The sequence below is a fragment of the Kitasatospora sp. NPDC059648 genome (genome assembly GCF_042734825.1).
Classification (GTDB): domain Bacteria; phylum Actinomycetota; class Actinomycetes; order Streptomycetales; family Streptomycetaceae; genus Kitasatospora.
This window is the reverse complement of sequence record NZ_JBHWDU010000106.1, coordinates 1-24,874: the sequence shown is the minus strand read 5'-3', so window position 1 is coordinate 24,874 and position 24,874 is coordinate 1. Positions and strand designations below refer to the sequence as shown.

The 24,874-nt window shown below is 73.2% G+C and carries 14 protein-coding genes and 1 rRNA gene; 3 read left to right on the top strand and 12 right to left on the bottom strand.

Annotated elements, in window-relative coordinates; all coding sequences use genetic code 11:
- Positions 1 to 169: 169 nt before the first annotated feature.
- Entirely contained in the window at positions 170 to 1,756 is a 1,587-nt protein-coding gene (locus ACFV1W_RS36090; RefSeq protein ID WP_380421499.1) for a S8 family serine peptidase, read from the bottom strand.
- Positions 1,757 to 1,952: 196 nt separating this feature from the next.
- Here ACFV1W_RS36090 and ACFV1W_RS36085 point away from each other — a divergent pair, with 196 nt between their 5' ends.
- Entirely contained in the window at positions 1,953 to 6,674 is a 4,722-nt protein-coding gene (locus ACFV1W_RS36085) for an ATP-dependent helicase (RefSeq protein ID WP_380421498.1), read from the top strand.
- Between the two features lie 72 nt (positions 6,675 to 6,746).
- On the opposite strand, the gene ACFV1W_RS36080 is transcribed toward ACFV1W_RS36085, so the two are convergent.
- The 9 genes from ACFV1W_RS36080 to ACFV1W_RS36040 form a co-directional block, all read right to left on the bottom strand.
- Entirely contained in the window at positions 6,747 to 7,046 is a 300-nt protein-coding gene (locus ACFV1W_RS36080) for a hypothetical protein (protein ID WP_380421497.1), read from the bottom strand.
- A gap of 54 nt (positions 7,047 to 7,100) precedes the next feature.
- On the bottom strand, positions 7,101 to 7,469 hold the full coding sequence (locus ACFV1W_RS36075) for a helix-turn-helix domain-containing protein (RefSeq protein WP_045698408.1): 369 nt from the start codon (positions 7,467 to 7,469) through the stop codon (positions 7,101 to 7,103).
- Positions 7,470 to 7,784: 315 nt separating this feature from the next.
- Positions 7,785 to 8,261: a CinA family protein gene (locus ACFV1W_RS36070; protein ID WP_380421496.1), complete on the bottom strand. Its 477-nt coding sequence runs from the start codon at positions 8,259 to 8,261 to the stop codon at positions 7,785 to 7,787.
- 16 nt (positions 8,262 to 8,277) lie between these two features.
- Positions 8,278 to 8,916: a CDP-diacylglycerol--glycerol-3-phosphate 3-phosphatidyltransferase gene (pgsA, locus tag ACFV1W_RS36065; RefSeq protein WP_380421495.1), complete on the bottom strand. Its 639-nt coding sequence runs from the start codon at positions 8,914 to 8,916 to the stop codon at positions 8,278 to 8,280.
- Positions 8,913 to 10,418: a 30S ribosomal protein S12 methylthiotransferase RimO gene (rimO, locus tag ACFV1W_RS36060; protein WP_380421494.1), complete on the bottom strand. Its 1,506-nt coding sequence runs from the start codon at positions 10,416 to 10,418 to the stop codon at positions 8,913 to 8,915. Before rimO ends, pgsA begins: the two co-directional genes overlap by 4 nt.
- A 96-nt stretch (positions 10,419 to 10,514) precedes the next feature.
- A complete protein-coding gene (locus tag ACFV1W_RS36055) occupies positions 10,515 to 11,372 on the bottom strand; it encodes a helix-turn-helix domain-containing protein (RefSeq protein ID WP_380421493.1) in 858 nt (285 codons plus the stop codon).
- 259 nt (positions 11,373 to 11,631) lie between these two features.
- Positions 11,632 to 14,310, bottom strand: a complete 2,679-nt coding sequence (locus tag ACFV1W_RS36050) for a DNA translocase FtsK (protein ID WP_380421492.1) — start codon at positions 14,308 to 14,310, stop codon at positions 11,632 to 11,634.
- 149 nt (positions 14,311 to 14,459) lie between these two features.
- The gene (locus ACFV1W_RS36045) at positions 14,460 to 15,098 is read right to left on the bottom strand and encodes a response regulator (protein ID WP_380421491.1); all 639 of its coding nucleotides are present in this window, start codon (positions 15,096 to 15,098) and stop codon (positions 14,460 to 14,462) included.
- Between the two features lie 283 nt (positions 15,099 to 15,381).
- The gene (locus tag ACFV1W_RS36040) at positions 15,382 to 19,890 is read right to left on the bottom strand and encodes a HAMP domain-containing protein (RefSeq protein ID WP_380421500.1); all 4,509 of its coding nucleotides are present in this window, start codon (positions 19,888 to 19,890) and stop codon (positions 15,382 to 15,384) included.
- Between the two features lie 585 nt (positions 19,891 to 20,475).
- Here ACFV1W_RS36040 and ACFV1W_RS36035 point away from each other — a divergent pair.
- The gene (locus ACFV1W_RS36035; protein ID WP_380421490.1) at positions 20,476 to 23,037 is read left to right on the top strand and encodes a SpoIIE family protein phosphatase; all 2,562 of its coding nucleotides are present in this window, start codon (positions 20,476 to 20,478) and stop codon (positions 23,035 to 23,037) included.
- Between the two features lie 269 nt (positions 23,038 to 23,306).
- Positions 23,307 to 23,870, top strand: coding sequence for an acetate uptake transporter (locus ACFV1W_RS36030; RefSeq protein WP_380421489.1), 564 nt, complete (start codon positions 23,307 to 23,309; stop codon positions 23,868 to 23,870).
- On the opposite strand, the gene ACFV1W_RS36025 is transcribed toward ACFV1W_RS36030, so the two are convergent.
- On the bottom strand, positions 23,863 to 24,726 hold the full coding sequence (locus ACFV1W_RS36025) for a phosphatase PAP2 family protein (protein ID WP_380421488.1): 864 nt from the start codon (positions 24,724 to 24,726) through the stop codon (positions 23,863 to 23,865). The genes ACFV1W_RS36030 and ACFV1W_RS36025 overlap by 8 nt on opposite strands.
- A gap of 61 nt (positions 24,727 to 24,787) precedes the next feature.
- A 5S ribosomal RNA gene (rrf, locus tag ACFV1W_RS36020) occupies positions 24,788 to 24,874 on the bottom strand; the annotation flags it as partial.

The window sequence follows — 24,874 nt, the reverse complement described above, 5'->3', positions numbered from 1 at the left end:
GAGACAGGCCGACGACCCCCAGCACCCCACGATGAGAGTCGGCAGTCCGAAAATCACCCAGCCCCCGGAGCGGCCACCCCCGGAACCGCCCCGGCACCCGCCCTCCCGAGAGCCCACCCCCCGGACAACACCCCCCAGAACCCTCCCACCCCCAGCCCCCCAGAACCCCCTACCTGGGCACCACCAGCAACCCAACCCCGAAATACCCCCGATCCCCACACCCCCGCACCGGACACCCCCCCGCCGCCGCCCCCGCCAACAGATCCGCCAGCTCCCCCGCCCCCAATCCCGGATGCAACGCCGCTGCAACCGCCACCGCCCCCGTCACGTGCGCCGTCGACATCGACGTCCCCGCCAGCGCGGCGTACTGCCCACCCGGCCAGTCCGAAACGATCGCCCCTTCCGCCCCGCCGTCCGGATCCCCACCCGGCGCCGCCATCGAGACCCGGCCGCGCCCGTAGTTGGTGTAGGAGGAGGGAAGCCCGTCCCGGTTGACGGCCGTGACGGTGACCACCCCGGGCAGTTCGCCGGGAAGGCGGATGCACTCGGCGCCCAGGTAGCGGGTGAGGGCCGGCCCGGACACCCGGTCGTTGGGGCTGCGCCGGTCCGTCCGGGCCGCGCCGAGGTCCTGCCCGTCGTTCCCGGCCGAGGCGACCACCACCGCGCCCTTGCGCCGGGCGTACGCTACGGCCCGGCCGACCGCCGCGATCAGCGCTGCCTGGTCCGCGTCCTCGGGGCAGTTGTACTTCCACGGGTCGGCGAAGTAGCTGTCGTTGATCGCCTTGGCCCCGTGGTCGGCCGCCCAGAGCATGCCGCAGACGATGTTCTCCGCGTAGTACTGCCCCAGCGGCCCGAGCAGCCGGACGGCGGCGATCCGCACCCCGGGCGCGACCCCGGTGACGCCGTGCCCGTCCCGGGCGGCGCCGATGATCCCGGCGACGTGGGTCCCGTGCCCGCTCTCCTCCACTCCGGAGTCGGGCCGCCAGGAGCCGGTGCGGGCGTCCGGGCGCCCGTCGGCGCAGGAGGCCGAGGCCTTCGGGTCGACGGCCGCCCGCAGGTCCGGGTGGGTGTCGTCCACTCCCGAGTCCAGCACCGCGACCAGCACCTTGCGCATCACCTCCGGCCCCGGCACCCCGCCGACACCGTCCCCCGTCGGTCCAGCTCCCGCTCCCGCTCCTGCTCCCGCATGCACCATCGCCAGGTTCCACCCCCCGCCCTCCCCCGGGTCAGGCACCGTCCCCGCCCCGTCGTCCCTCCCGTCCTTCGCGGCCCCATCGCCCTCGCCCTTCCCCTCCTTTCCCGCCCCACCGCCCTTCCCGTACGACCCGACCACCCCGTCCCCACCCCGCTCCATCCCCGCCGCGAAGTCCCCGGCCCCGGCCACCTCCCGCGGCGGCCCCACCACCGGCGCCGTCCGGGTCGCCCCCACCGCGGCGATCCCCGGCCTGCTCCGCACCCGCTCCGCGAAGCCGCCGGTGGCGTACGCCAGCACCGCCCCGATCTGCGGGTACTCCTGCACCACCTGCCCACCCGCCGCCCGGCTCTCCTTCCCGGCCCTGGCGGCCCCCTCCGCGTCCTCCCGGTCGGCCAGCACCAGGTAGCTGAGGTAGGCGCGCCCGGGCCCCGACATGTACGGCACGGCGCCACCGGCCACCAGGGCGGTGACCAGCATCGCGAGCAGCGCCCGGGCGGGCCCGCGCACCCTGCGGCGGCGGGCCGCACGGAAGGGACCGCCGGACCGGTGCGCCTGCGCCATCCCACGCCTCCGCTCGTCGGTCCAGTGACGTCACAACCAAGCCGGGCAGCGCCAAGTGATCACCTGCCCGATTCCTCACCATATGAGCGGATCATCATTCCCGCCCCCGCAGCTACACCCTCCTCACGTCGACCCCTCACGCCGCCCCCCTCACGCCCCACCCCCGCTTGTCAGTCCCACCCGGCACCATGGGGGCATGGCGCCCCAGCACCCGACCCCGCCCGCCGCCGCCCTGCCCGATGACCCGCTGGCCGGCTTCGCCCCGGCCACCCGGGCGTGGTTCACCGGTGCCTTCTCCGCTCCCACCACCGCCCAGGCCGAGGCCTGGCGCGCCATCCAGCGGGAGACCGACGTCCTGGTGGTCGCCCCCACCGGCTCCGGCAAGACCCTCGCCGCCTTCCTCTCCGCCCTCGACCGGCTCAGCAGCACCCCGCCCCCGGCCGAGACCAAGCGCCGCTGCCGAGTGCTCTACGTCTCCCCGCTCAAGGCCCTCGCCGTCGACGTCGAACGGAACCTGCGCGCCCCGCTGACCGGCCTGCGTCAGGCCGCCGTCCGACTCGGCCTTCCCGAGCCCGAGGTCCAGGTCGCCATCCGCTCGGGGGACACCCCGGCCGCCGACCGCCGCCGCTTCGCGACCCACCCGCCGGACATCCTGATCACCACCCCCGAGTCGCTCTTCCTGCTGCTCACCTCCGCCTCCCGGGAGGCGCTGCGCGGCATCGACACGGTGATCCTGGACGAGGTCCACGCCGTGGCCGGCACCAAGCGCGGCGCCCACCTCGCGCTCAGCCTGGAGCGGCTGGACGAACTGCTGGACCGCCCGGCCCGCCGGATCGGCCTGTCCGCGACGGTGCGCCCGGTCGAGGAGGTGGCCCGCTACCTCAGCCCCCAGCGCGGCGCCGCCGTCGTCCAGCCTGCCTCCGCCAAGGAGTTCGACCTCTCGGTGGTCGTCCCGGTCCCCGACCTGGACGACCTGCCCGCCGCCCCGGCCACCGGCGGCGCCGCCGGCTCCGACCCGCAGCGCCAGGCGTCGATCTGGCCGCACGTCGAGGAACGGATCGTCGACCTGGTCGAGGCGCACCGCTCGACCATCGTCTTCGCCAACTCCCGCCGCCTGGCCGAGCGCCTGTGCAACCGGCTGAACGAGATCGCCCACGAGCGCGCCACCGGCACCGCCGCACCCGAGGCGCACGCCCCGGCGCAGCTGATGGGCGGCTCGGGCGCCGCCAGGGGAGTGCCCGCCGTGATCGCCCGGGCCCACCACGGCTCCGTCTCCAAGGAGCAACGCTCGCTCGTCGAGGAGGAGTTGAAGGCGGGCCGGCTGCCCGCCGTGGTCGCCACCTCCAGCCTGGAACTGGGCATCGACATGGGCGCCGTCGAACTCGTCGTCCAGGTCGAGTCCCCGCCCTCGGTCGCCTCCGGCCTGCAGCGGGTCGGGCGGGCCGGCCACCAGGTCGGCGCCGTCTCCACCGGCGTGTTCTTCCCCAAGTACCGGGGGGACCTGGTGCAGTCCGCCGTGGTCACCGAGCGGATGCGGGCGGGCCGGATCGAGGCGCTGCGCGTCCCGCGCAACCCGCTGGACGTACTGGCCCAACAGCTGGTCGCGATGACGGCCCTGGACGCCTGGCCGGTGGACGAGCTGCTCACCGTGGTCCGCCGCGCCGCGCCCTTCGCCACCCTCCCGCAGTCCGCCTTCGACGCCGTGCTCGACATGCTGGCCGGCCGCTACCCCTCGGACGCCTTCGCCGAGTTGCGCCCCCGGGTGGTCTGGGACCGCGTGGCCGGCACGGTGACCGGCCGCCCCGGCGCCCAGCGCCTGGCCGTCACCTCCGGCGGCACCATCCCCGACCGCGGCCTGTTCGGCGTCTTCATCGCCGGCGCCGATCCGAAGAAGGGCGGCGGGCGGGTCGGCGAACTCGACGAGGAGATGGTCTACGAGTCCCGCGTCGGCGACGTGTTCACCCTCGGCACCACCTCCTGGCGGATCGAGGAGATCACCCACGACAAGGTGCTGGTCACCCCGGCCCCCGGCATCCCCGGCCGGCTCCCGTTCTGGAAGGGCGACACCCTCGGCCGCCCACTCGAACTCGGCCGCGCCCTCGGCGCGTTCACCCGCGAGCTGGGCACGCTCCAGCCCGAGGCCGCCACCGAGCGCCTCAAGCAGGCCGGTCTGGACGACTGGGCCGCCGCCAACCTGCTGGACTACCTCGCCGAGCAGCGCGCCGCCTGCGGCCACCTCCCCGACGACCGCACCATCGTGGTCGAGCGCTTCCGGGACGAGCTCGGCGACTGGCGGATCGTCATCCACTCCCCCTTCGGCGCCCAGGTGCACGCCCCCTGGGCGCTCGCCCTCGGCGCCCGGCTGCGCGAGAAGCACGGCCTGGACCCGCAGGTCATGCACGCCGACGACGGCATCGTGCTCCGGCTGCCCGACGCGGACCTGCTCTCCCCCGACTTCGATTTCAGCAGCCCCGCGGAACCCACGGGTTCGGCCCAGGACGAGGCCCCGGTCGGCGCCGACGCCGCCCTGTTCGACTCCACCGAGATCGAGCAGCTGGTCACCGACCAGGTCGGCGGCTCCGCCCTGTTCGCCTCCCGCTTCCGCGAGTGCGCCGGCCGCGCCCTGCTGCTCCCCCGTCGCAACCCCGGCCGGCGCACCCCGCTCTGGCAGCAGCGCCAGCGCGCCGCCCAACTGCTCGAAGTCGCCTCCGAGTACGGCTCGTTCCCGATCGTCCTGGAGGCCGTCCGCGAGTGCCTCCAGGACGTCTTCGACGTCCCCGGGCTGGTCGAGCTGATGGGGGACCTCGAATCCCGCGCCGTCCGCCTGGTCGAGGTCACCACCCCCGAACCCTCTCCCTTCGCCCGCTCACTGCTGTTCGGTTACGTCGCCCAGTTCCTCTACGAGGGCGACTCCCCGCTCGCCGAACGCCGGGCCGCCGCCCTCTCCCTCGACTCCCGGCTGCTGTCCGAGCTCCTCGGCCAGGCCGAGCTGAGCGAACTGCTCGACCCGCAGGTGCTCACCGAGCTGGAGGCCGAGCTCCAGCGCCTCACCCCCGAGCGCCGGATCAAGGACGCCGAGGGCGTCGCCGACGCGCTGCGCCTGCTCGGCCCGCTCACCGAGGCCGAGTTGACCGTCCGCGGCGCCGAGCCGCTGTGGGCCCTGGAGCTGGAGGCCGCCCGCCGGGTGATCCAGGTCCGGATCGCCGGCGAGCAGCGCTGGGCCGCGATCGAGGACGCCGGACGGCTGCGCGACGCGCTCGGCACCCCGCTGCCGGTCGGCGTCCCCGAGGCCTTCACCGAACCGGTCAAGGACCCGCTGGGCGACCTGCTGGCCCGGCACGCCCGCACCCACGGCCCGTTCACCGCCGCCGAGGCCGGCGCCCGCTACGGCCTGGGCACCGCCGTCGTCACCGGCACCCTGCAGCGCCTCACCGCGTCCGGCCGCCTGGTCCAGGGCCAGTTCCGGCCGGCCGAGAGCCATGCCGGCCCCGAGTGGCACACCGCTCCCGAGTGGTGCGACGCGGAGGTGCTGCGCCGGCTGCGCCGCCGTTCGCTGGCCGCCCTGCGCCAGGAGGTCGAGCCCGTCCCGCCCCGCGCCCTGGCCGCCTTCCTGCCGCAGTGGCAGCACCTGGCCGGGCACCGGCTGCGCGGCCCGGACGGACTGCTCCGGGTGGTCGAACAGCTCCAGGGCACCGCCCTGCCCGCCTCCGCCCTGGAGAAGCTGATCCTCCCGGCCCGGCTCGGTGACTACTCCCCCGGTCTGCTGGACGAGCTGATGGCGGCCGGTGAGATCGGCTGGTGCGGCGCTGGCGCCCTGCCCGGCAAGGACGGCTGGCTCAGCCTGCACCTGGCCGAGAACGCCCACCTGCTGCGCCCGGAGCCGGTGCCGCCCGCGCTCACCCCGCTGCACAGCGCCCTCCTGCAGTCGCTGGCCGGCGGCTACGGCCTGTTCTTCCGCCAGCTCGTCCAGCAGCTGCCGGAGGAGACGGCCGAGCCGGAGGTGGTCAAGGCCCTCTGGGACCTGGTCTGGGCCGGGTACGTCACCAACGACACCCTGGCCCCGCTGCGCGCCCTGCTCGGCTCCGGCCGCACGGCCGGCGCCACCGCCCACCGTGCGCCCCGGTCCACCCCGCGCGGCCGTTACGGCGGCGCGGGCCGCGCCTTCGGCCGGCCCGGCGCAGCGCTGCGCAGCGGCCCGCCGACGGTCGCCGGGCGCTGGTCGCTGCTGCCCTCCCCCGTCGCCGACCCGACGGTCCGGGCGACCGCCCAGGCGCAGAGCCTGCTGGACCGGCACGGTCTGCTCACCCGCGGCACGGTGGCGGCCGAACGGGTGCCCGGCGGCTTCGCCGGGGTCTACCGGGTGCTCGCCGCGATGGAGGAGCGCGGCCGGGCCCGCCGGGGCTACTTCGTCGAGGGCCTGGGCGGCGCCCAGTTCGCCATGGAGGGCGCGGCCGACCGGCTGCGCTCGGTCAACGGCCGGCTGGAGCGGGCCCGCTCCACCGAGTGGCCGGCCGCGCCGACCGCCGAGCCGCCGCAGCTGCTGGTGCTGGCCGCTGCCGACCCGGCGAACGCCTACGGCGCCGCGCTGCCCTGGCCCGAGCCGCCCGCCGCCCCTGGGGCCAAGGAGGCCAAGGCGCACCGCCCGGGCCGCAAGGCCGGCGCCCTGGTGGTGCTGGTGGACGGCGAGCTGGCGCTGTACGTGGAGCGGGGCGGCAAGTCCCTGCTGTCCTGGCCGCAGGACGGGGCGACGGTCGCGCTCGCCGCCGGGGCGCTCGCCGGAGCGGTCCGCGCGGGCGCGCTCGGCAGCGTCACCGTCGAACGGGCCAACGGCGAACCCGCTCTCGGCTCCGACCTCGGCCGCGCCCTGGAGGAGGCCGGCTTCCACGCCACGCCCCGCGGGCTGCGGCTGCGGCCGTAGCGGGGCCCGGAGGCCGCGGAAAGGCCCGGAGGCCGCGGAGTCAACGACCCCGCGGCCTCCGGCCACGTCGATTCACCCGATCGGCGGCGATGGTGCCTCCACCCGGCTCACGGCCTCCTCGCGCCGGCTCCGGCGTCCCACCGGTCCGGTCGCGTTCCGGTCGGCATGGACCGGGATGAGACCGAGGCCCCAGCCACCGGCCGCCAGCAGACCCAGCACCGCGCCGTCGGCCAGCTGCCCGCGGACGGCCACGAGCCACGAGGCGAGCCCGACCGCTATGACGACCAGGGCCCACCGGGTCGGCCACGGCACCGCCCGCCGCACCCGCAGCCGTATTCGGGCCACCGTGCGCACTGTCGCGATCTTCCGCACGACCGCCCTCCTCCGCTCGCCCCGGGCATCGGGAACCCGGGAGTCGAGGCCGGATCAGGCAGCGACCACGTCCATCGCGGCGGCCTTGGGCGACATGGTCGCCCGGTCGGTGCCGGGGGCGGGCAGCGGAACCGGTTCGAGTACCGGCCTCAGCAGATCACCTTCGGAGAGGGTGGCCATCGCCGCAAGTTCGGCGAGCGACAGTTCGTCGCTGACCTCGCGCATGACCTCGGACATCCGGACGTCGAGCGCGTCGCAGATCGCGGAGAGCAGCTCCGAAGAGGCCTCCTTCTGTCCCCGCTCGACCTCGGAGAGGTACCCGAGCGAAACCCTGGCGGCCGCCGACACCTCGCGGAGTGTGCGGCCCTGGCGCTGGCGCTGCCGACGCAGTACATCGCCCAGTAGGCGACGGAGCAGGATCATCGGTGCCTCCCTCCTCGGACTGCGGATCGAGATGTCACGCCCCCACCGTACCGCCTTGCCCGCTTCGCGTGCGGGGACCCTGGTCGTGTTCACTCTGGGCTGCAAGGCCGTCCCCCTCCTTGTTCCGGTGTCGTACCCGGGTTCGCGGGCCCCTCGTGGTACCCGACCTGGCCCACCCGGCCACCGTCACGCAACTCGTTCGCCACCTGGTTTCTGCCCAACCAGGCCGTTGGATGTAACACGATCCTCCAGCTGTGCCATACCCGTACGCCAGTTCGACAGATCTCGGTTCGGTGGAGATCCGTCCGCCGGCCGTCATCGAGCGAGTCGGCCGGCGAGCAGTTCCAGTGCGGCGGTCACCGCGTCGTGACGGATTGTGGCACGAGCGCCCGACAGCACGGGCGAACTGACCAGAGTTCCCCCCGGGCCGGCGACCGCCAGGTGTACGGTGCCCACCGGCTGCCCGTCCTGCGGGTCCGGACCGGCCACCCCGGTCGTCGCGAGCCCGTACGTGGCCCCCAGCAGGGCGCGCACGCCCTCGGCCATCTGCCGGGCCACCACCGGGTGGACCGGACCGTACACGTCCAACAGGCCCTCGTCCACCCCCAGCACCGAGGCCTTGAGCTCGGTCGCGTACGCGGTGACCGAGCCGCGGAAGGTCGCGGAGGCCCCGGGGACGTCCACCAGCGCGGCGGCCAGCAGCCCTCCGGTGAGCGACTCGGCGACGGCCAGCGTGCCGCCCTCGGCCCGCAGCGCGGCGTGCACCCGCTCGGCCAGCTCGTGGTCCGTCACCGGAGGTCCCTCGTTCCTAGCGGTCCGCGTGCACCGCGGACATGCCCTCGCGGCGCAGTCGCAGCGCCTGCCCGACGTAGTCCAGCGCGGTGCCGACGGTCAGCAGCACCGCCAGGCCCATAAGGACCGCCCGCCCGGTGGCCAGCCACCCGTGCAGGTCCAGCACGTACATGCCGACCGCGATGCCCTGGGTCAGCGTCTTGAGCTTGCCGCCGCGGCTGGCCGGGATGACCCCGAAGCGGATCACCCAGAAGCGCATCAGGGTGATGCCGAGCTCACGGGCCAGGATCACCACGGTGACCCACCAGGGCAGGTCGCCGAGCACCGAGAGGCCGATCAGCGCCGCACCCATGATCGCCTTGTCGGCGATCGGGTCGGCGATCTTGCCGAAGTCGGTGACCAGGCCCTTGCGGCGGGCGAGCTCGCCGTCGAACAGGTCGGTGATCATCGCGATGGCGAAGGAGGCCCAGGCGACCGAGCGCCACTTGGGGTCGTGCCCGCCGTCGGCGAACAGCAGTGCCACGAAGACCGGCACCAGCAGCAGCCGGACCATGGTGAGCACGTTGGCGATGTTCCAGACACCCGGCGCCGACGGCAGGGCGGCCGCCGGTCTGCCCGGGTGGGCCGCGGCCGGGGCGCCGGGCCCCTTGGTCATTCGCCGGCTCCCGGAGCCTCGGCCCCCGCGGTCCTGGGCGCTCGCACCTGCTCCAGCGCCTCGGCGATCAGGTCCACGCCCTCGCTGGCCACCACGGTGGCCCGCCAGAACTGTCCGACCTTCGGGTCCTCGACGCCGTGCAGGGTGGTCAGGCCGTCGGTCTCCGGGGCCTGGTGGGCGGAGCGGCCCTCGACCACACCGTCCTCGACCGACTCGATCAGCACCTCGACCTCGGTGCCGATCCGCTGCTCGGCCCGCTGGGCGGTCATCTCCTCGGCGAGCCGGCTCAGCCGGTCCAGCCGGTCGGCGACGACGTCCTCGGGCAGCTTGCCGTCGTAGGTGGCGGCCTCGGTGCCGTCCTCGTCGGAGTAGCCGAAGACGCCGATCGCGTCCAGTCCGGCGTGGGTGACGAAGCGCTCCAGCTCGGCGAAGTCCTCCTCGGTCTCACCGGGGAAGCCGACGATGAAGTTGGACCGGGCGCCGGCCTGCGGGGCCTTGTCCCGGATGGTCCCCAGCAGCTGCAGGAACTGGTCGGTGGAGCCGAAGCGGCGCATCCGGCGCAGCACGGCGGGCGCCGAGTGCTGGAAGGACAGGTCGAAGTAGGGCACCACGTCGGCGGTCCCGGTCATCGCGTCGATCAGCCCGGGGCGCATCTCCGCCGGCTGCAGGTAGGAGACCCGCACCCGCTCGACGCCCTCGATCGCGGAGATCTCGCCGAGCAGCGTCTCCAGCAGGCGGATGTCGCCGAGGTCCTTGCCGTACGAGGTGTTGTTCTCACTGACCAGGACGATCTCGCGGACGCCCTGTCCGGCCAGCCACTGGGCCTCGTTCAGCACGTCGGAGGGGCGGCGGGAGATGAAGGAGCCGCGGAAGGCCGGGATGGCGCAGAAGGAACAGCGCCGGTCGCAGCCGGAGGCGAGCTTGACCGAGGCGACCGGGCTGTCGTCCAGCCGCTTGCGCAGGGTGCGCGGACCGGAGGCCGGGGCCAGGCCCTCGGGCAGGTCGGTGATCGGCTCGGCTGCGGCCTCGGCCCCGTGGCCGGGCAGTGCGACGGCCTCGGCGGCGGACTGCCGCTCGGCCGGGCTGATCGGCAGCAGCTTGCGGCGGTCGCGCGGGATGTGCGGGGCGTGGTGGCCGCCGGAGAGGATGGTCTGCAGGCGGTCGGAGATGTCCGCGTAGTCGTCGAAGCCGAGCACCCCGTCGGCCTCGGGCAGCGCGTCGGCGAGCTCCTTGCCGTACCGCTCGGCCATGCAGCCGACCGCGACGACGGCCTGGGTGCGGCCGTGCCCCTTGAGGTCGTTGGCCTCCAGCAGGGCGTCGACGGAGTCCTTCTTGGCGGCTTCGACGAAGCCGCAGGTGTTGACGACGGCGACATCGGCCTCGGCGGCGTCGTCGACGAGCAACCAGCCGTCGGCTTCCAGTCGCCCGGCGAGTTCCTCGGAGTCCACCTCGTTGCGGGCGCATCCGAGCGTGACAAGGGCGACAGTGCGGCGTTCAGGCATAGGGCCAAGATTAACGCGCGGCCTCCGGTGCCGTTCGCCCCGGAGTCCGCGCGCCACGGATCAGCTGATCACCAACGGCCCCCGCGGGCCCTGTGGTCAGCCTGCCTGCGGGTCTCCGGGGGTGTACGTGACGTGCACCACCTGGCCGTCCTTGCCGAGGACGCCGAGGTCCTTGCCGTTGACGTACGCGTGCACGGCCCCGCCGTTGCCGAGCACCAGCTTGATCTGCTTGGGGTCGGTGAAGGTCTGGTCCTGGCCGTCGCTGATGTTGTTCTGGAACAGCGACTTGCCGTTGCTGTCCATGGCCGAGACCCAGCTGGTGCCCTGGGCGACCAGCTTCACGGTGACCTTGTCGGCCGGGACGGCGGCGATCGCCCCGGCGCTCGGCGCGGGCGCCGGCGGCTGGACGGCCGGCGTGGTCGGGGCGACCGAGCCGGTGCCGGAGCCGCTGGGCAGCGGTGCGCTGGCGGAGCCGGTGCCGGTGTGGCCGCTCTTGCCGCTCACCAGGTTGAAGCCGATCAGTGCGACCACCGCGACGATCGCGGCGACCATCGCCGCCGCCCAGTTCGGCCGGCTGCGGGCGGGCACCTTGATCGGGCCGCTGTCGATCAGCTGGGTGGCCGGGCGCTTGGAGGCTGGCGGACCGCCGTGCGCGTCGTCGAAGCGGGCGACCAGTTCCTCGGCGTCCGCACCGACCGCCTGGGCGATCGACCGGATGTGCCCGCGGGCGTAGAAGTCGCCGCCGCAACGACCGAAGTCGTCCTCCTCGATGGCATGGACGATCGGCACCCGCACGCGGGTCGCGGTACTCACCTGGTCCACCGTGAGTCCCGCCTCGATCCTGGCGGCGGACAGCACCCGGCCGATGCTGGGGGCATCGGCCGCCCGCACGGCGTCGCTCGGCTCGACGGACGACGGGGTGTTCTCGCGGTCGGAGGACTTGCCGATGGTCACGGGGCACGCCTTTCGAGCGGATGGCCACCTGCTGGAGAACAGTCTAGGGCCGCGGGCGGATCGTTTCTCAAGCGGAGCGGGCCGAATGCGCGCGCCGCTACGACCGGGGCTCCGGCCGCCGCTGACCGGTGGTCAGCGGGGACGCACGACGGACCTCGGGGTGCGCTTCGCGCCCTGTGACGCCGCGTACGGACGTTCGGTTCCCCCTCCGGCGCCTACCCTCCTCCGAACGAGTGAACACCCCGGAGGGCACGGGCCGTCAGCCCCGCAGGGTGACCAGCACTCCGTCCAGCTCGTCCGGCTTCACCAGCACGTCGCGGGCCTTGGAGCCCTCGCTCGGACCGACGATCCCGCGCGACTCCATCAGGTCCATCAGCCGGCCCGCCTTGGCGAAGCCGACCCGGAGCTTGCGCTGGAGCATCGAGGTCGAGCCGAACTGGGTCGAGACCACCAGCTCGGCCGCCTGGATCAGCAGGTCCAGGTCGTCTCCGATCTCCTCGTCGATCTCCTTCTTCGGCCCGGCCCCGGCCATCACGTCGTCCCGGTAGACGGCGCTCAGCTGGTCCTTGCAGTGCTGCACCACCTTGGCGATCTCCGCCTCGGTGACGAACGCGCCCTGCATGCGGATCGGCTTGCTCGCGCCCATCGGCAGGAACAGCGCGTCGCCCTTGCCGATCAGCTTCTCCGCGCCGGGCTGGTCCAGGATGACCCGGGAGTCGGCCATCGCGGAGGTCGCGAAGGCCAGCCGGGACGGCACGTTGGCCTTGATCAGACCGGTCACCACGTCCACCGAGGGCCGCTGGGTGGCGAGCACCAGGTGGATGCCGGCCGCGCGGGCCAGCTGGGTGATCCGGACGACCGAGTCCTCGACGTCGCGCGGGGCGACCATCATCAGGTCGGCCAGCTCGTCGACGATCACCAGCAGGTACGGGTAGGGCCGGAGCTCCCGCTCGCTGCCCAGCGGCGGGGTGATCGTGCCGGCCCGCACCGCCGCGTTGAAGTCGTCCACGTGCCGGAAGCCGAACGCCGCGAGGTCGTCGTAGCGCATGTCCATCTCGCGCACCACCCACTGGAGGGCCTCGGCGGCCTTCTTCGGGTTGGTGATGATCGGCGTGATCAGGTGCGGGATGCCCTCGTACGCGGTCAGCTCGACCCGTTTGGGGTCGACCAGCACCATCCGCACCTCGTCCGGGGTGGCCCGGGCGAGGATCGAGGTGATCAGGCAGTTGATGCAGGAGGACTTGCCCGCACCGGTCGCACCGGCCACCAGGATGTGCGGCATCTTGGCGAGGTTGGCCATCACGGTGTGGCCCTCGACGTCCTTGCCCATGCCGACGACCATCGGGTGGGTGTCCTCGGCGGCCGTGCGCGAGCGCAGCAGGTCGCCGAGGTTGACCATCTCCCGGTCCCGGTTGGGGATCTCGATGCCGACCGCGGACTTGCCCGGGATCGGGCTGATGATCCGCACGTCCGGGCTGGCCACCGCGTACGCGATGTTCTTGGCGAGGGCGGTGATCCGCTCCACCTTGACGGCCGGGCCGAGCTCGACCTCGTAACGGGTGACCGTCGGGCCGCGGGTGAAGCCGGTGACCTTCGCGTCCACCTTGAACTCGGCGAAGGTGCCGGTGAGCTGGGCGACCACCTCGTCGTTGAGGGCGCTGCGGGCCTTGGCCGGGCCGCCGCGCTCCAGCAGGTCGAGCGAGGGCAGCGCGTAGGTGACGCCCTCGCCGAGCTGCAGCTGCTCCATCCGCACCGGCGCCGGACCGTGGTCCGCGGGCGCGCCCGGGCCGCCGTTGCGGGCGGCCGGGACGGCGGGCTCCTCGGGCGCCGCGGTGAGGTCCTTGACCTGGTGCATCATGTCCGCCACCGCCGAGGAGGCGGGCACGCCGTAGACCAGCGCGCCGTCCAGGTCGGCGGCCGCGCCGGCGGCGAGGTCGCGGGTCGCGTACGGGTCCAGCGGTTCCTTGTCCAGGGAGACCCGGACGGCCTCCGGCTGCTCCTCGTCGTCCTCGACGGCCTGCTTGCGCCGGCGGCGGCGACGGCGGGCGGCGACCTCGTCGACCGGGTCGTCACCGTCGGTGTCCACGGTGAAGGGCAGCGCCTCCGGGTCGGCGTCCTCCGGCGGGTCGGTGGACAGCTCGCGCTCCGGCGTACGCCCCCAGTGCGGGTCCCCGGGCCCGGGCTCGACCACGCCGAGCCTCATCCCCAGCGCGCGCAGCCGTTCGCCGATCCGGTTGACCGGGGTGGCGGTGACCACCAGCAGGCCGAAGAAGGCCAGCAGCAGGAGCAGCGGGACGGCCAGCACCGCGCCGGCGGCGGCCATCATCGGGGTGGAGGCGGCCCAGCCGATGATCCCGCCGGCCCCCCTTATCCGGGAGGCCCCGCTGCCCATGGTGGGCGCGCCGCAGCCGATGTGGACCAGGCCGAGGATGCCGACCAGCAGCGTGCTCAGCCCGATCACGATCCGGCCGTTGGCCTCCGGCAGTTCCGGGTGGCGCCAGAGCCGGATCGCTATCCCGGCCAGCAGGAACGGCACCAGTACGTCCAGCCGCCCGAACAGCCCGGACACCACGGCGGTGGCCGCCCCGTTCAGCCAGCCCTCCGAGCTGAACCAGGTGCCGGCCGCGACCACCAGCGCGAGCGCGAACAGCAGCAGCCCGATCCCGTCCTTGCGGTGGGCCGGGTGGAGGTTCTTGGCGCCGTCCCCGAAGCCGCGGAAGATCGCGGCGATCGGGCTCGCGAGGGCGTTGAGGGCGCTCATCAGCACCGACCGGCGCTGCGGGGGCGGCGGGGCCGACTTGGCGGCCGCCTTCTTCGCGGGGGCCTTGCGTGCTGCCGCCTTCTTCGCGGGCGGCTTGCCCGGGGCCTTGGCCGCGGCCTTCTTGGACGGTCCCGGACTCGGTTTGCGTGCGGCGTTTCCGGGCGTACGAGTGGCCATGGGTCAGCAGCCTACCGGGGCGGACGACCCGAGCACATGCGGCCGAGCCGGGGCGCCCGGACGTGTCGCAGACACACCGTCACGCTGACCGCGCTTCACCCGTCCGCAGCAGCGGACCGCCCGGACGAGTGGACGCCCGGGGGCCGGGTCTACGCGCTGCCGGGGCGCATCGCGTCCAGGGCCCGGCGCAGGCCGGCCAGCTTGCGCTCCAGGTGCGCAGCGGTGGCGGCCACCCCGGCGTCCTCGGCCCCGTCCAACTGCTTGCCCAGCGCCTCCGCCTGCTCCTCGACCGCCGCCAGCCGCGCGGACAGCTCGCCGAGCAGCGCTCCGCCGAGGGCCGACTGCTCGCCGCTGCCCGCCTCCAGCTCCAGCCGCAGCAGGGCGGCCTGCTCCTTCAGCTGGCAGTTCTTGACGTACAGGTCGACGAAGACCGAGACCTTGGCGCGCAGCACCCACGGATCGAAGGGCTTGGAGATGTAGTCCACCGCGCCGGCCGCGTAGCCGCGGAAGGTGTGGTGCGGGCCGTGGTTGATCGCGGTCAGGAAGATGATCGGGATGTCCCGGGTGCGCTCGCGGCGCTTGATGTGGGCGGCGGTCTCGAAGCCGTCCATCCCGGGCATCTGGACGTCCAGCAGGATCACCGCGAAGTCGTCGGTCAGCAGCGCCTTGAGCGCCTCCTCGCCGGAGGCGGCGCGCACCAGCGTCTGGTCCAGGGCGGAGAGGATCGCCTCCAGCGCCAGGAGGTTCTCCGGCCGGTCGTCGACCAGGAGGATCTTGGCCTTCTGCATCGGGGCTCGCCCTCCTGTCGCCTGCCTGCCGCTCGGTGTGGGCACTCGCGTACTGCCCACCGCTACCCCGGTCATGCTAGCCGCACCCCCTCGCCCGGCACATCGCTCCGTCGTGACCCGGTCCGGAACGGCGCGCAGCCAGTGCTCCGGCGCACGCTCAGCAGCGTGTCGCCGTCCGGTCACTGTTCGCAACGCTCGGTGACCCTATCGGGTTCCCGGGCCCGACCGCCAGCAAACCGGCCGACCGGCGGGCGCGAACCCGGAGTTCACGCCCGCCGGCCCCTCACGCGCGGTCGCCGTTCAGCCACTCCGACATCACCGACAGCAGGTGGTCGGTCTCCACCGGCTTGGTGATGTGGTCGGTGGCCCCCGCCTCCAGCGACTTCTCGCGGTCGCCCTTCATCGCCTTGGCGGTCAGCGCGATGATCGGCAGGCCCGCGAACTGGGGCATCCGGCGGATCGCCTCGGTGGTCGCGTAACCGTCCATCTCCGGCATCATGATGTCCATCAGGACCAGCGCCACGTTCTCGTGCTGCTCCAGCATCTCGATGCCCTCGCGGCCGTTCTCGGCGTACAGCACGGTCAGCCCGTGCTGCTCCAGCACGCTGGTCAGGGCGAACACGTTGCGCACGTCGTCGTCCACGATCAGCACCTGCTGGCCGTCGAAGCGGGTGTCGCCGCGGACCGGCCGGGGCTGCTGCGCGGGCTGCACGGCCCGGGGTGCGGCGGCGCTCTCCAGCGCGGCGCTGCGCCGACGCTCCATCGCGCCGCGGCGGCGCTCCTCCGCCATCTCCCGGACCTCCTGGGCCCAGTGGTCGGCCGGGCTCTCGCCGACCGGCACCGGCAGGCCAACCGGGGTCACCCCGACCGAGGCGCGCGGCGCCGGCGGGTTCGCTGCGCCCTGGCGCTCGGCGGCGGCGTCCGGGGCGTCGGTGCGCAGCGGCAGGTAGAGCGTGAAGGTCGAGCCCTTGCCCAGCTCGCTCTCGGCGTGGATCTCGCCGCCGAGCAGCCGGGCGATCTCCCGGCTGATCGACAGGCCGAGGCCGGTGCCGCCGTACTTGCGGCTGGTGGTGCCGTCGGCCTGCTTGAACGCCTCGAAGATCTCCCGCAACTTGTTCCCGGGGATGCCGATGCCGGTGTCGGAGACCGAGAAGGCGATCAGCTCGTCGTCCGGGCCCTGGATCGAGCCGAACTCCAGCAGCCGCTCGCGCACGTGCTGGGGGACGTCCCGGCCCGCCGGGCTGATCGAGAAGTCGACGCCGCCGGCGTCGGTGAACTTGACCGCGTTGGAGATCAGGTTGCGCAGCACCTGCTGGAGCCGCTGCTCGTCGGTGTGCAGGGTGACCGGCAGGGCGGGCGAGACCCGGACCGCGAAGTCCAGGTTCTTGTCGACGGCGACCGGCTGGAACGTGGCCTCGACGTAGTCCACCAGCTGGACCAGCGCGATCCGGGCCGGGCGGACGTCCATCTTGCCGGCCTCGACCTTGGACAGGTCGAGGATGTCGTTGATCAGCTGGAGCAGGTCGGAGCCGGCGCCGTGGATGGTGTCGGCGAACTCGACCTGCTTGGGCGAGAGGTTGCCCTCGTTGTTGTCGGAGAGCAGCTTGGCCAGGATCAGCAGCGAGTTGAGCGGGGTGCGCAGCTCGTGCGACATGTTGGCGAGGAACTCGCTCTTGTACCGGGAGGCCAGGGCGAGCTGCTCGGCGCGCTCCTCCAGCACCTGCCGGGCCTCCTCGATCTCGCTGTTCTTGATCTCGATGTCGCGGTTCTGCTGGGCGAGTTGCTCGGCCTTCTCCTGCAACTCCTCGTTGGTGCGCTCCAGTTCCTCCTGGCGAGCCTCCAACTCGGCGGAACGCATCGAGAGTTCGGCGGTGAGCCGCTGGGACTCCAGGAGCAGGCCCTCGGTCTTGGTGTTGACGCTGATCGTGTTGACGGTGACGCCGATCAGGTCGGCGATCTGGTTGAGGAAGTCCAGCGCGACGGTGGTGAAGGAGCTGAAGGTGGCGAGCTCGATCACACCCAGCAACCGGCCCTCGAACAGCACCGGCAGCACCACGATGTGGGTCGGCGAGGCCTCGCCGAGTCCGGAGGCGATCTTGAGGTAGCCGGGCGGCGCCTCCTTGACGATGATCGCCCGCTTCTCCACCGCCGCCTGGCCGATCAGCGACTCGCCGGGCCGGAAGGTGGTCGGCATCGCCCGCCGCTGGTAGCCGTAGCTGCCGATCAGGCGAAGCACGGTGTCGTTCTCGTCGTCGTCCTCGGTGATCAGCTCGGCGGTGCGCCCGGCCGGCTGGGCGAGGAAGAAGGCGCCGTGCTGGGCGGAGACCACCGGGGTCAGCTCGGTCATGATCAGCGAGGCGACCGCCTCCAGGTCCCGGCGGCCCTGCAGCAGGCCGGAGATCCGGGCCAGGTTGGTCTTGAGCCAGTCCTGCTCCTGGTTGGTGCGGGTGGTCTCGCGCAGGTTGGCGATCATCTGGTTGATGTTGTCCTTGAGCTCGTCGAGCTCCCCCGCGGCGTCCACGTCGATCCGCAGGCTCAGGTCTCCCCTGGTCACCGCGGTGGCGACCTGGGCGATCGCGCGCACCTGCCGGGTCAGGTTGTTGGCCAGCTCGTTCACCGACTCGGTGAGGTCCTGCCAGGTGCCGTCCACGCCGGGCACCCGGGCCTGGCCGCCGAGCCGCCCGTCGGTGCCCACCTCGCGGGCCACCCGGGTCACCTCGTCGGCGAAGGCGGAGAGCTGGTCGACCATGGTGTTGATGTTGGTCTTGAGCTGGAGGATCTCGCCGCGCGCGTCGACGTCGATCTTCTGCGAGAGGTCGCCGCGGGCGACCGCCGTGATCACCAGCGCGATGTTGCGGACCTGGCCGGTGAGGTTGTTCGCCATCTGGTTGACGTTGTCGGTCAGGTCCTTCCAGATGCCGGCCACGCCCGGCACGCTCGCCTGACCGCCCAGGGTGCCGTCGGTGCCGACCTCCCGGGCGACCCGGGTGACCTCCACCGCGAACGCGGACAGCTGGTCGACCATGGTGTTCAGGGTCCCGGCGAGCGTCGCGATCTCGCCCTGGGCGTCGATGGTGATCTTCTTGGAGAGGTCGCCGCGGGCCACCGCGGAAGCGACCTCGGCGATGTTGCGCACCTGTCCGGTCAGGTTCGAGGCCATGAAGTTGACGTTGTCGGTCAGGTCCTTCCAGATCCCCGACACCCCGCGCACCCGCGCCTGGCCGCCCAGGATGCCCTCGGTGCCCACCTCGCGGGCGACCCGGGTGACCTCGTCGGCGAAGGCCGACAGCTGGTCGACCATGGTGTTCACGGTGGTGACCAGCTCCAGGATCTCGCCCCGGGCGTCGACGGTGATCTTCTTCGACACGTCGCCGCGGGCCACCGCCGTGGTCACCTCGGCGATGTTGCGGACCTGACTGGTCAGGTTGTTGGCCATCAGGTTGACGCTGTTGGTCAGGTCCTTCCACGTCCCGGACACCCCGGGCACGCTCGCCTGGCCGCCGAGGATGCCCTCGGTGCCGACGTCCCGGGCCACCCTCGTCACCTCGTCCGCGAAGGAGGAGAGCTGGTCGACCATCGTGTTGATGGTGTTCTTCAGCTCCAGGATCTCCCCGCGCGCGTCCACCTGGATCTTCTGCGAGAGGTCGCCCTTGGCGACCGCGGTGGTCACCTGGGCGATGTTGCGCACCTGGTCGGTGAGGTTGTTCGCCATGAAGTTGACGTTGTCGGTCAGGTCCCGCCAGACCCCGGCCGCCCAGGGCACCTGGGCCTGGCCGCCGAGCCGCCCCTCGGTGCCCACCTGACGGGCCACCCGGGTCACCTGTTCCGCGAAGCCGGAGAGCTGGTCGACCATCGTGTTGATGGTGTTCTTCAGCTCCAGCATCTCGCCGCGCGCGTCCACCTCGATCTTCTGCGAGAGGTCCCCGCGCGCCACCGCCGTGGTCACCTGGGCGATGTTGCGCACCTGGCCGGTCAGGTTGTCGGCCATGAAGTTCACCGAGTCGGTCAGCTCGCGCCAGACCCCGGCCACGCCCGGCACCTGGGCCTGACCGCCGAGCCGGCCCTCCGTGCCGACGTCCCTGGCCACCGTGGTGACCTGCGCGGCGAACCCGTTCAGCTGGTCCACCATCGTGTTGACGGTGTTCTTCAGCTCCAGCATCTCGCCGGCCACGTCGACGGTCACCTTGCGGGACAGGTCGCCCTTGGCCACCGCCGTGGTCACCTGGGCGATGTTGCGCACCTGCGCGGTCAGCCGGCCCGCCATGGTGTTGACCGAGTCCGCCAGGTCCTTCCAACTGCCGGACACACTGCGGACCTTGGCCTGTCCGCCGAGCTTGCCCTCGGTGCCCACCTCGCGGGCCACCCGGGTCACCTCGTCGGTGAACTCCGAGAGCTGGTCCACCAGTCCGTTGACCGTCCGGCCGATCCTCAGGTACTCGCCGCGCAGCGGGTGGCTCACCCCGTTGCTGTGCAGCGAGCGCAGCTCCATCTTCTGGTCCAGGTCGCCCTCGGCGATCGAGGTCAGCACCCGGCCCACCTCGGCCATCGGACGGGCCAGGTCGTCGATCAGCGCGTTGCAGTTGTCGACGGCCGCCATCCAGGCGCCCTCGCCCGCGCCGGTCTCCAGCCGCTCGTTCAGCCGGCCCTCGCGGCCGACCGCCCGCCGCACCCGCGCCAGTTCACCGGTCAGGTGCTGGTTGCGCTCGGCGACCTCGTTGAACACCGCGGCGATCTCCGCCAGCGGCCCGTCGCCCGGCACCGTCAGCCGGCGCCGGAAGTTGCCGTCCCGCATCGCGGTCAGCGCGGCCAGCAGCTTGCGCAGCTCGGCGGGCTCCGCGCTGCGGTTGTGACCCGATCGCCGGCCGGCCGCGATCCGCGGCGCGGTCCCGGACCGCCCGCCGCGCGGTGCGGGCGGCGTCGTACCGGTAGCGTCCTTGGTGGCGTCCTTGATGGCCGAACTCAACGGGGCCCCTCCCACATCGTGTGAACTGTCCGGTGACCGCCGCGCCGGTACGGCGCGAACCCGGGCACCGGCCCGGCTGGGCTGCGTGCCGGCCGGACCTCGGCCCACCGGCACCCACACGACCGTACTGCTCCCACCGGCCGTCGCGGACCCCCCAGTCTGGCAGCACTGCCGTCGGGTATACGGCCGGTTGCACTCGGTTGTCCCCGCACCGTCCGAAACAGGTGGGCAGAATCACTCTCCGGTGCCTGTTTCACGGCCCCGCCCCCACGGGGAACCAAGCGGAAAGTAGGGTGGAGCGCTGCACCGGGCCACGACCCGACCCAGCGCCGCCTCACCGCGACGGCGCGCACGGGGAGGTCGGTGCCGTACCCCGGACAGACAGGGTCAGAGCAGCAGAGGAGAAGTGGCAACGTGGTCACTGCGCGCGCAGCCGCCACCTTCGACCCCGACGGCCGGTCCGCAGCCGCCGCCCGGGGCTTCGTCCGGGATGCGCTGCTCGGCTGGGGCCTGCCGGAGGTCGTCGACGACGCCGTCGTCCTGGTCAGCGAACTCGTCACCAACGCCGTCGTGCACGCCGGCACCGCCGCCGAGGTCAGCTGCCTGCGCGAGGAGCAGACCGTCCGGATCGAGGTCACCGACCACCACCCCGAGCGCGGCCTGCCCTCCCTCGGCGACGGCCCCGTCTCCGCCTCCGACCGCTACGCCGACCCCGACGGCGAGGGCGGCCGCGGCCTGCTGATGTGCTCCGCCCTCGCCGAGCGCTGGGGCGTCGAGTACGCGGCCGGGCAGAAGACCGTCTGGTTCCGGCTCACCCTGCCCGCACACGTGGTCGGCACCCGCTACGCCGTTCCCGCCACCCCCGGCAGCGACCTGCCCAGCAGCCGCGGCCCGGTGCACGTCGCCGTCGTCCAGCTCGACGAGGACGGCCGCGTACTGGCCTGGAACCCGGACGCCGAGGCGCTCTTCCAGCACCCCGCCGCCGCCGTCCTCGGCCGCCCCTGGGCCGACCTCGCGGTCTGGCCGCAGACCCCCGGCCGCGGCCCCGGCCTCACCGACACCCTCCGGCTGGCCCGCTGGGAGGGCGGCTACGGCCTGCGGCTGCCCGACGGCGAGGAGGTCGAGGTGTACGGCGTCCAGGTGCGCGTGCGCGACACCGAGGGCGTCCCCTCCACCCTCTGCCTGCTCGTCCTCGAAGCCGACCGCGCCGTGCTGCGCTCCCCCGCCCGCGCCCTGCCCGGCGAACGCGCCGACGCCGCCGGGCCCCGGCTCGACCTGCTGGCCGGCCCGGCCGCCACGGTCGACCTGGAGACCCTGCTCCAGCGCACCGTCGAACGCGCCCGCGACCTGCTCGACGCCGACGCCGCCTACCTGCTGCTCACCACCGACGACGAGAGCGAGTTCGAGGTCCGCGCCGCCACCGGCCTGACCACCGGCCACCGTCGGCACGCCCGCTTCCCGGTCGAGACCGGCAACCGCTACGACTCCGCCCGGCTGCCCTCCGTCCACGAGGACCTCACCGCCCGCCCCACCGGCCTGCCCCTGCTCGCCGGCAGCGGCATGCGCTCCCTGGTCACCGTCCCGCTCAAGGTCGAGGGCCGCCTCATCGGCTCGCTCGGCATCGCCACCGCCGCGCCCGGCCGCTACGACAACGAGGACGCGCTGCGGCTGCAGTTCGCCGCCGACCGGGTCGCCCTGGCCGTCGAGAGCACCCGGCTGACCGAGCTCGAACGGCTGCGCCGCGGCTCGCTGTCCTTCCTCGTCGAGGCCTCCGACCTGCTGGCCGGCACCCTCGAACACGAGCAGACCCTCGCGCTGATGGCGCAGATGGCCGTCCCCACACTCGCTTCCTGGTGCGCGGTCTACACCAACGGCGACCACAGCTCCCCGGCCCGCCTCGCCTTCGTCCTGCACGAGGACGAGGACCGGATCGACCCGCTGCGCGACCTGCTCGACAAGACCGCCTCCCCCGAGGCCGGCCCGACCCACGGCGTCCGCTTCTGGGCCGCACCCACCGAGACCGCAGCCGCCCGCGGCCTCACCGACAGCCCCGAACTCGCCGGCCTGCTCGGCGAGACCGTCGTCCTGCCGCTGACCGCCCGCAACCGGGTCATCGGCCTGCTCGCGCTCGGCGTCCCGGCCGGCGTCCGGTTCCGCCAGGAGGTCCTCGAACTCGCCGAGGACCTCTCCCGCCGGGCCGCCCTCGCCCTCGACAACTCCCGCCTCTACTCCGAGCGCACCGCCACCAGTCAGGCCCTGCAGCGCAGCCTGCTGCCGCCGGACCTGCCGGAGATCCCGGGCGTCGAGGTGGACGTCTACTACCAGGCCGCGGGCGAGGGCAACGAGGTCGGCGGCGACTTCTACGACCTGTTCACCATCCGCGAGGGCACCTACGGCTTCGCCATCGGCGACGTCTGCGGGACCGGCCCCGAGGCCGCCTCCGTCACCGGCCTGGCCCGGCACTCGCTGCGCCTGCTCGCCCGCGAGGGCCTGGACGCCCCGCAGGTGCTGCGTCGGCTCAACGCGGCCATCCTGGACGAGGGTTCGCGCAGCCGCTTCCTCACCCTGCTCTACGGCGAACTGACGCCCCGCCCGGACGGCAGCACCGAACTGTCCCTGGTCTGCGCCGGCCACCCGCTGCCGCTGAGACTGCGCACCGACGGCCAGGTCGACCGGGCCGCCACCCCGCAGCCGCTGCTCGGCGTCATGGAGGATCTCGAACTCACCGCCGAGCACCTGGTGCTCTCCCCCGGCGAGGTCCTGCTCTGCGTCACCGACGGCGTGACCGAACGCCGCGAGGGCACACGGATGTTGGGCGACGACGGCCTCGCCGAGGTGCTCACCGGCTGCACCGGCCTGACCGCCGGCGCGGTCGCGATGCGGGTGCAGCGCGCCGTTGAACGCTTCGCCCCCGAGCCGCCGTCCGACGACATGGCGATCCTGACCCTGCGGGTGCCCAACCAGCGCCAGCCGTGAGCGCTCCGCGGCTGACGCAGTCACAAATTGTTATCTTCACAAGGGTACAAGCGAACAAGGCCGGGTAAACCGATCTCGCCGGGGAATCTCCCCGGCGGGGACGTGACCAGCGGCTCTCCGCCGGCCCACCACTTCCGCCCTCACTTCTGACCGCCGCCCGCGCACGCTCCCAGCCGTGCGTCCTCGGCGCGGTCGCGCGCATCCACCCCTCGACACCACACCACAGCGTCACTGCGCCCTGCGCGCGCACAGAGCGAAAGGAGCCTCCGGTGAGCAACGACGCTACCGGGGCAACGAACGCCCGCTCCACCGGAGCCGACGCGGGTAACCTCGGCTACCTCGCCCTCGGCCTGACACTGCTCGCCTACGGTCTGCTCTCCACCGGGTTCCTGCACCACACCGGCGTCGGGGACGCGGCCCACCTCGCCCACCTGCTCGGCGGCGTCACCCTCTTCATCGCGGGCCTCTGGCAGCTCCGCCGCGGCGAGGGCTTCACCGGGACCGCCTTCACCAGCCTCGGCGCCTTCTGGGCGACCTGGTCGGTGGCGGGCGGCGCGAGCAAGAACGCCGCCGGCCTGTTCCTGCTGCTGTGGGCCCTGCTCACCCTCAGCCTCACCGCCGCCAGCTGGGGCGCGGGCCTGTTCAGCCGCGCCGTCTACGGCCTGTTCACGCTCTCCCTCGTGCTGAACGCCATCGCGGTCTTCGGCAGCTACAGCGGCCTGGGCAAGGCCGCCGGCTGGATCGCGGCCGTCGCCGGGCTGGTCGCCTGGTACTGGGCCACCTCCACGCTGAGCAACGGCTCCTGGGGGAAGGTCTCCCTGCCGGTCAAGTGACCTGCTTCGGCCGCCGGTCCTCCTTCGGCCGGTCCTCGGCAGCGGTGCGGGGTCGGGTCTCCGTCTCGACGGAGGTCCGGCCCCGCCACCGTGCCGCCGACGCCAGGACGGCGTAGGCGCACAGCAGGATCGCGATCGCGACGATGCCGTCGGCCCAGAAGTGGTTGGCCGTCACCACGACCACCGCGACCGTCAGCGCCGGGTGCAGCGCCACCAGCCAGCGGAACGGACTCCGCGACACCCGCACCACCGCGACCGCCGCCAGCACGCACCAGGCGACGTGCACCGAGGGCATCGCCGACAGCTGGTCGGCCACCACCACCCCGCCGACCGCGCCGCCGTACACCGACTGCCCGTACTCCGCGGCCACGTCGACGAACCCGCTCCCCGGCAGCATCCGCGGCGGCGCCACCGGGATGAACTGCACCAGCAGACACACCGCGGTGGTGATCACTACCGTGTTCCGCACCCACGCGTACCGCCCCCGGTGCCGCAGGAAGACCCAGAGCAGCACGCCGAGCATGACGGCGAAGTGCATGACCGCGTAGTAGTAGTTCGCGAGCCGCACCAGCACCGGGTACGGCGTGACCGCCGCCTGCCAGGACGCCTCGTCCGGCAGCCCGATCTCCTGCTCCGTCCGGTGGATCCAGCTCGCCCGGTCCAGCGCGTGATCGGCGCTCATCACGGACAGGTGCCCCACCAACTGCCACAGCGCGAACAGCGCCAGCAGCGTGCCGGCCTCCCGCAGCAGCGCCGACGCCCCAGGCTTCCGGACCCGCGCCGCCGCGTACGCGCCTCCGTAGAGGACGACGGCGGCGCCCCCGGCGGTCTGCCAGGTCAGGGTCAGGTTCTGCATTGGCAGAGGGTAACGCAAAAAGACCCCCTCCCGAATGGGAGGGGGTCTTTTTGGAATGATTGTTCGGCGGCGTCCTACTCTCCCACAGGGTCCCCCCTGCAGTACCATCGGCGCTGTGAGGCTTAGCTTCCGGGTTCGGAATGTAACC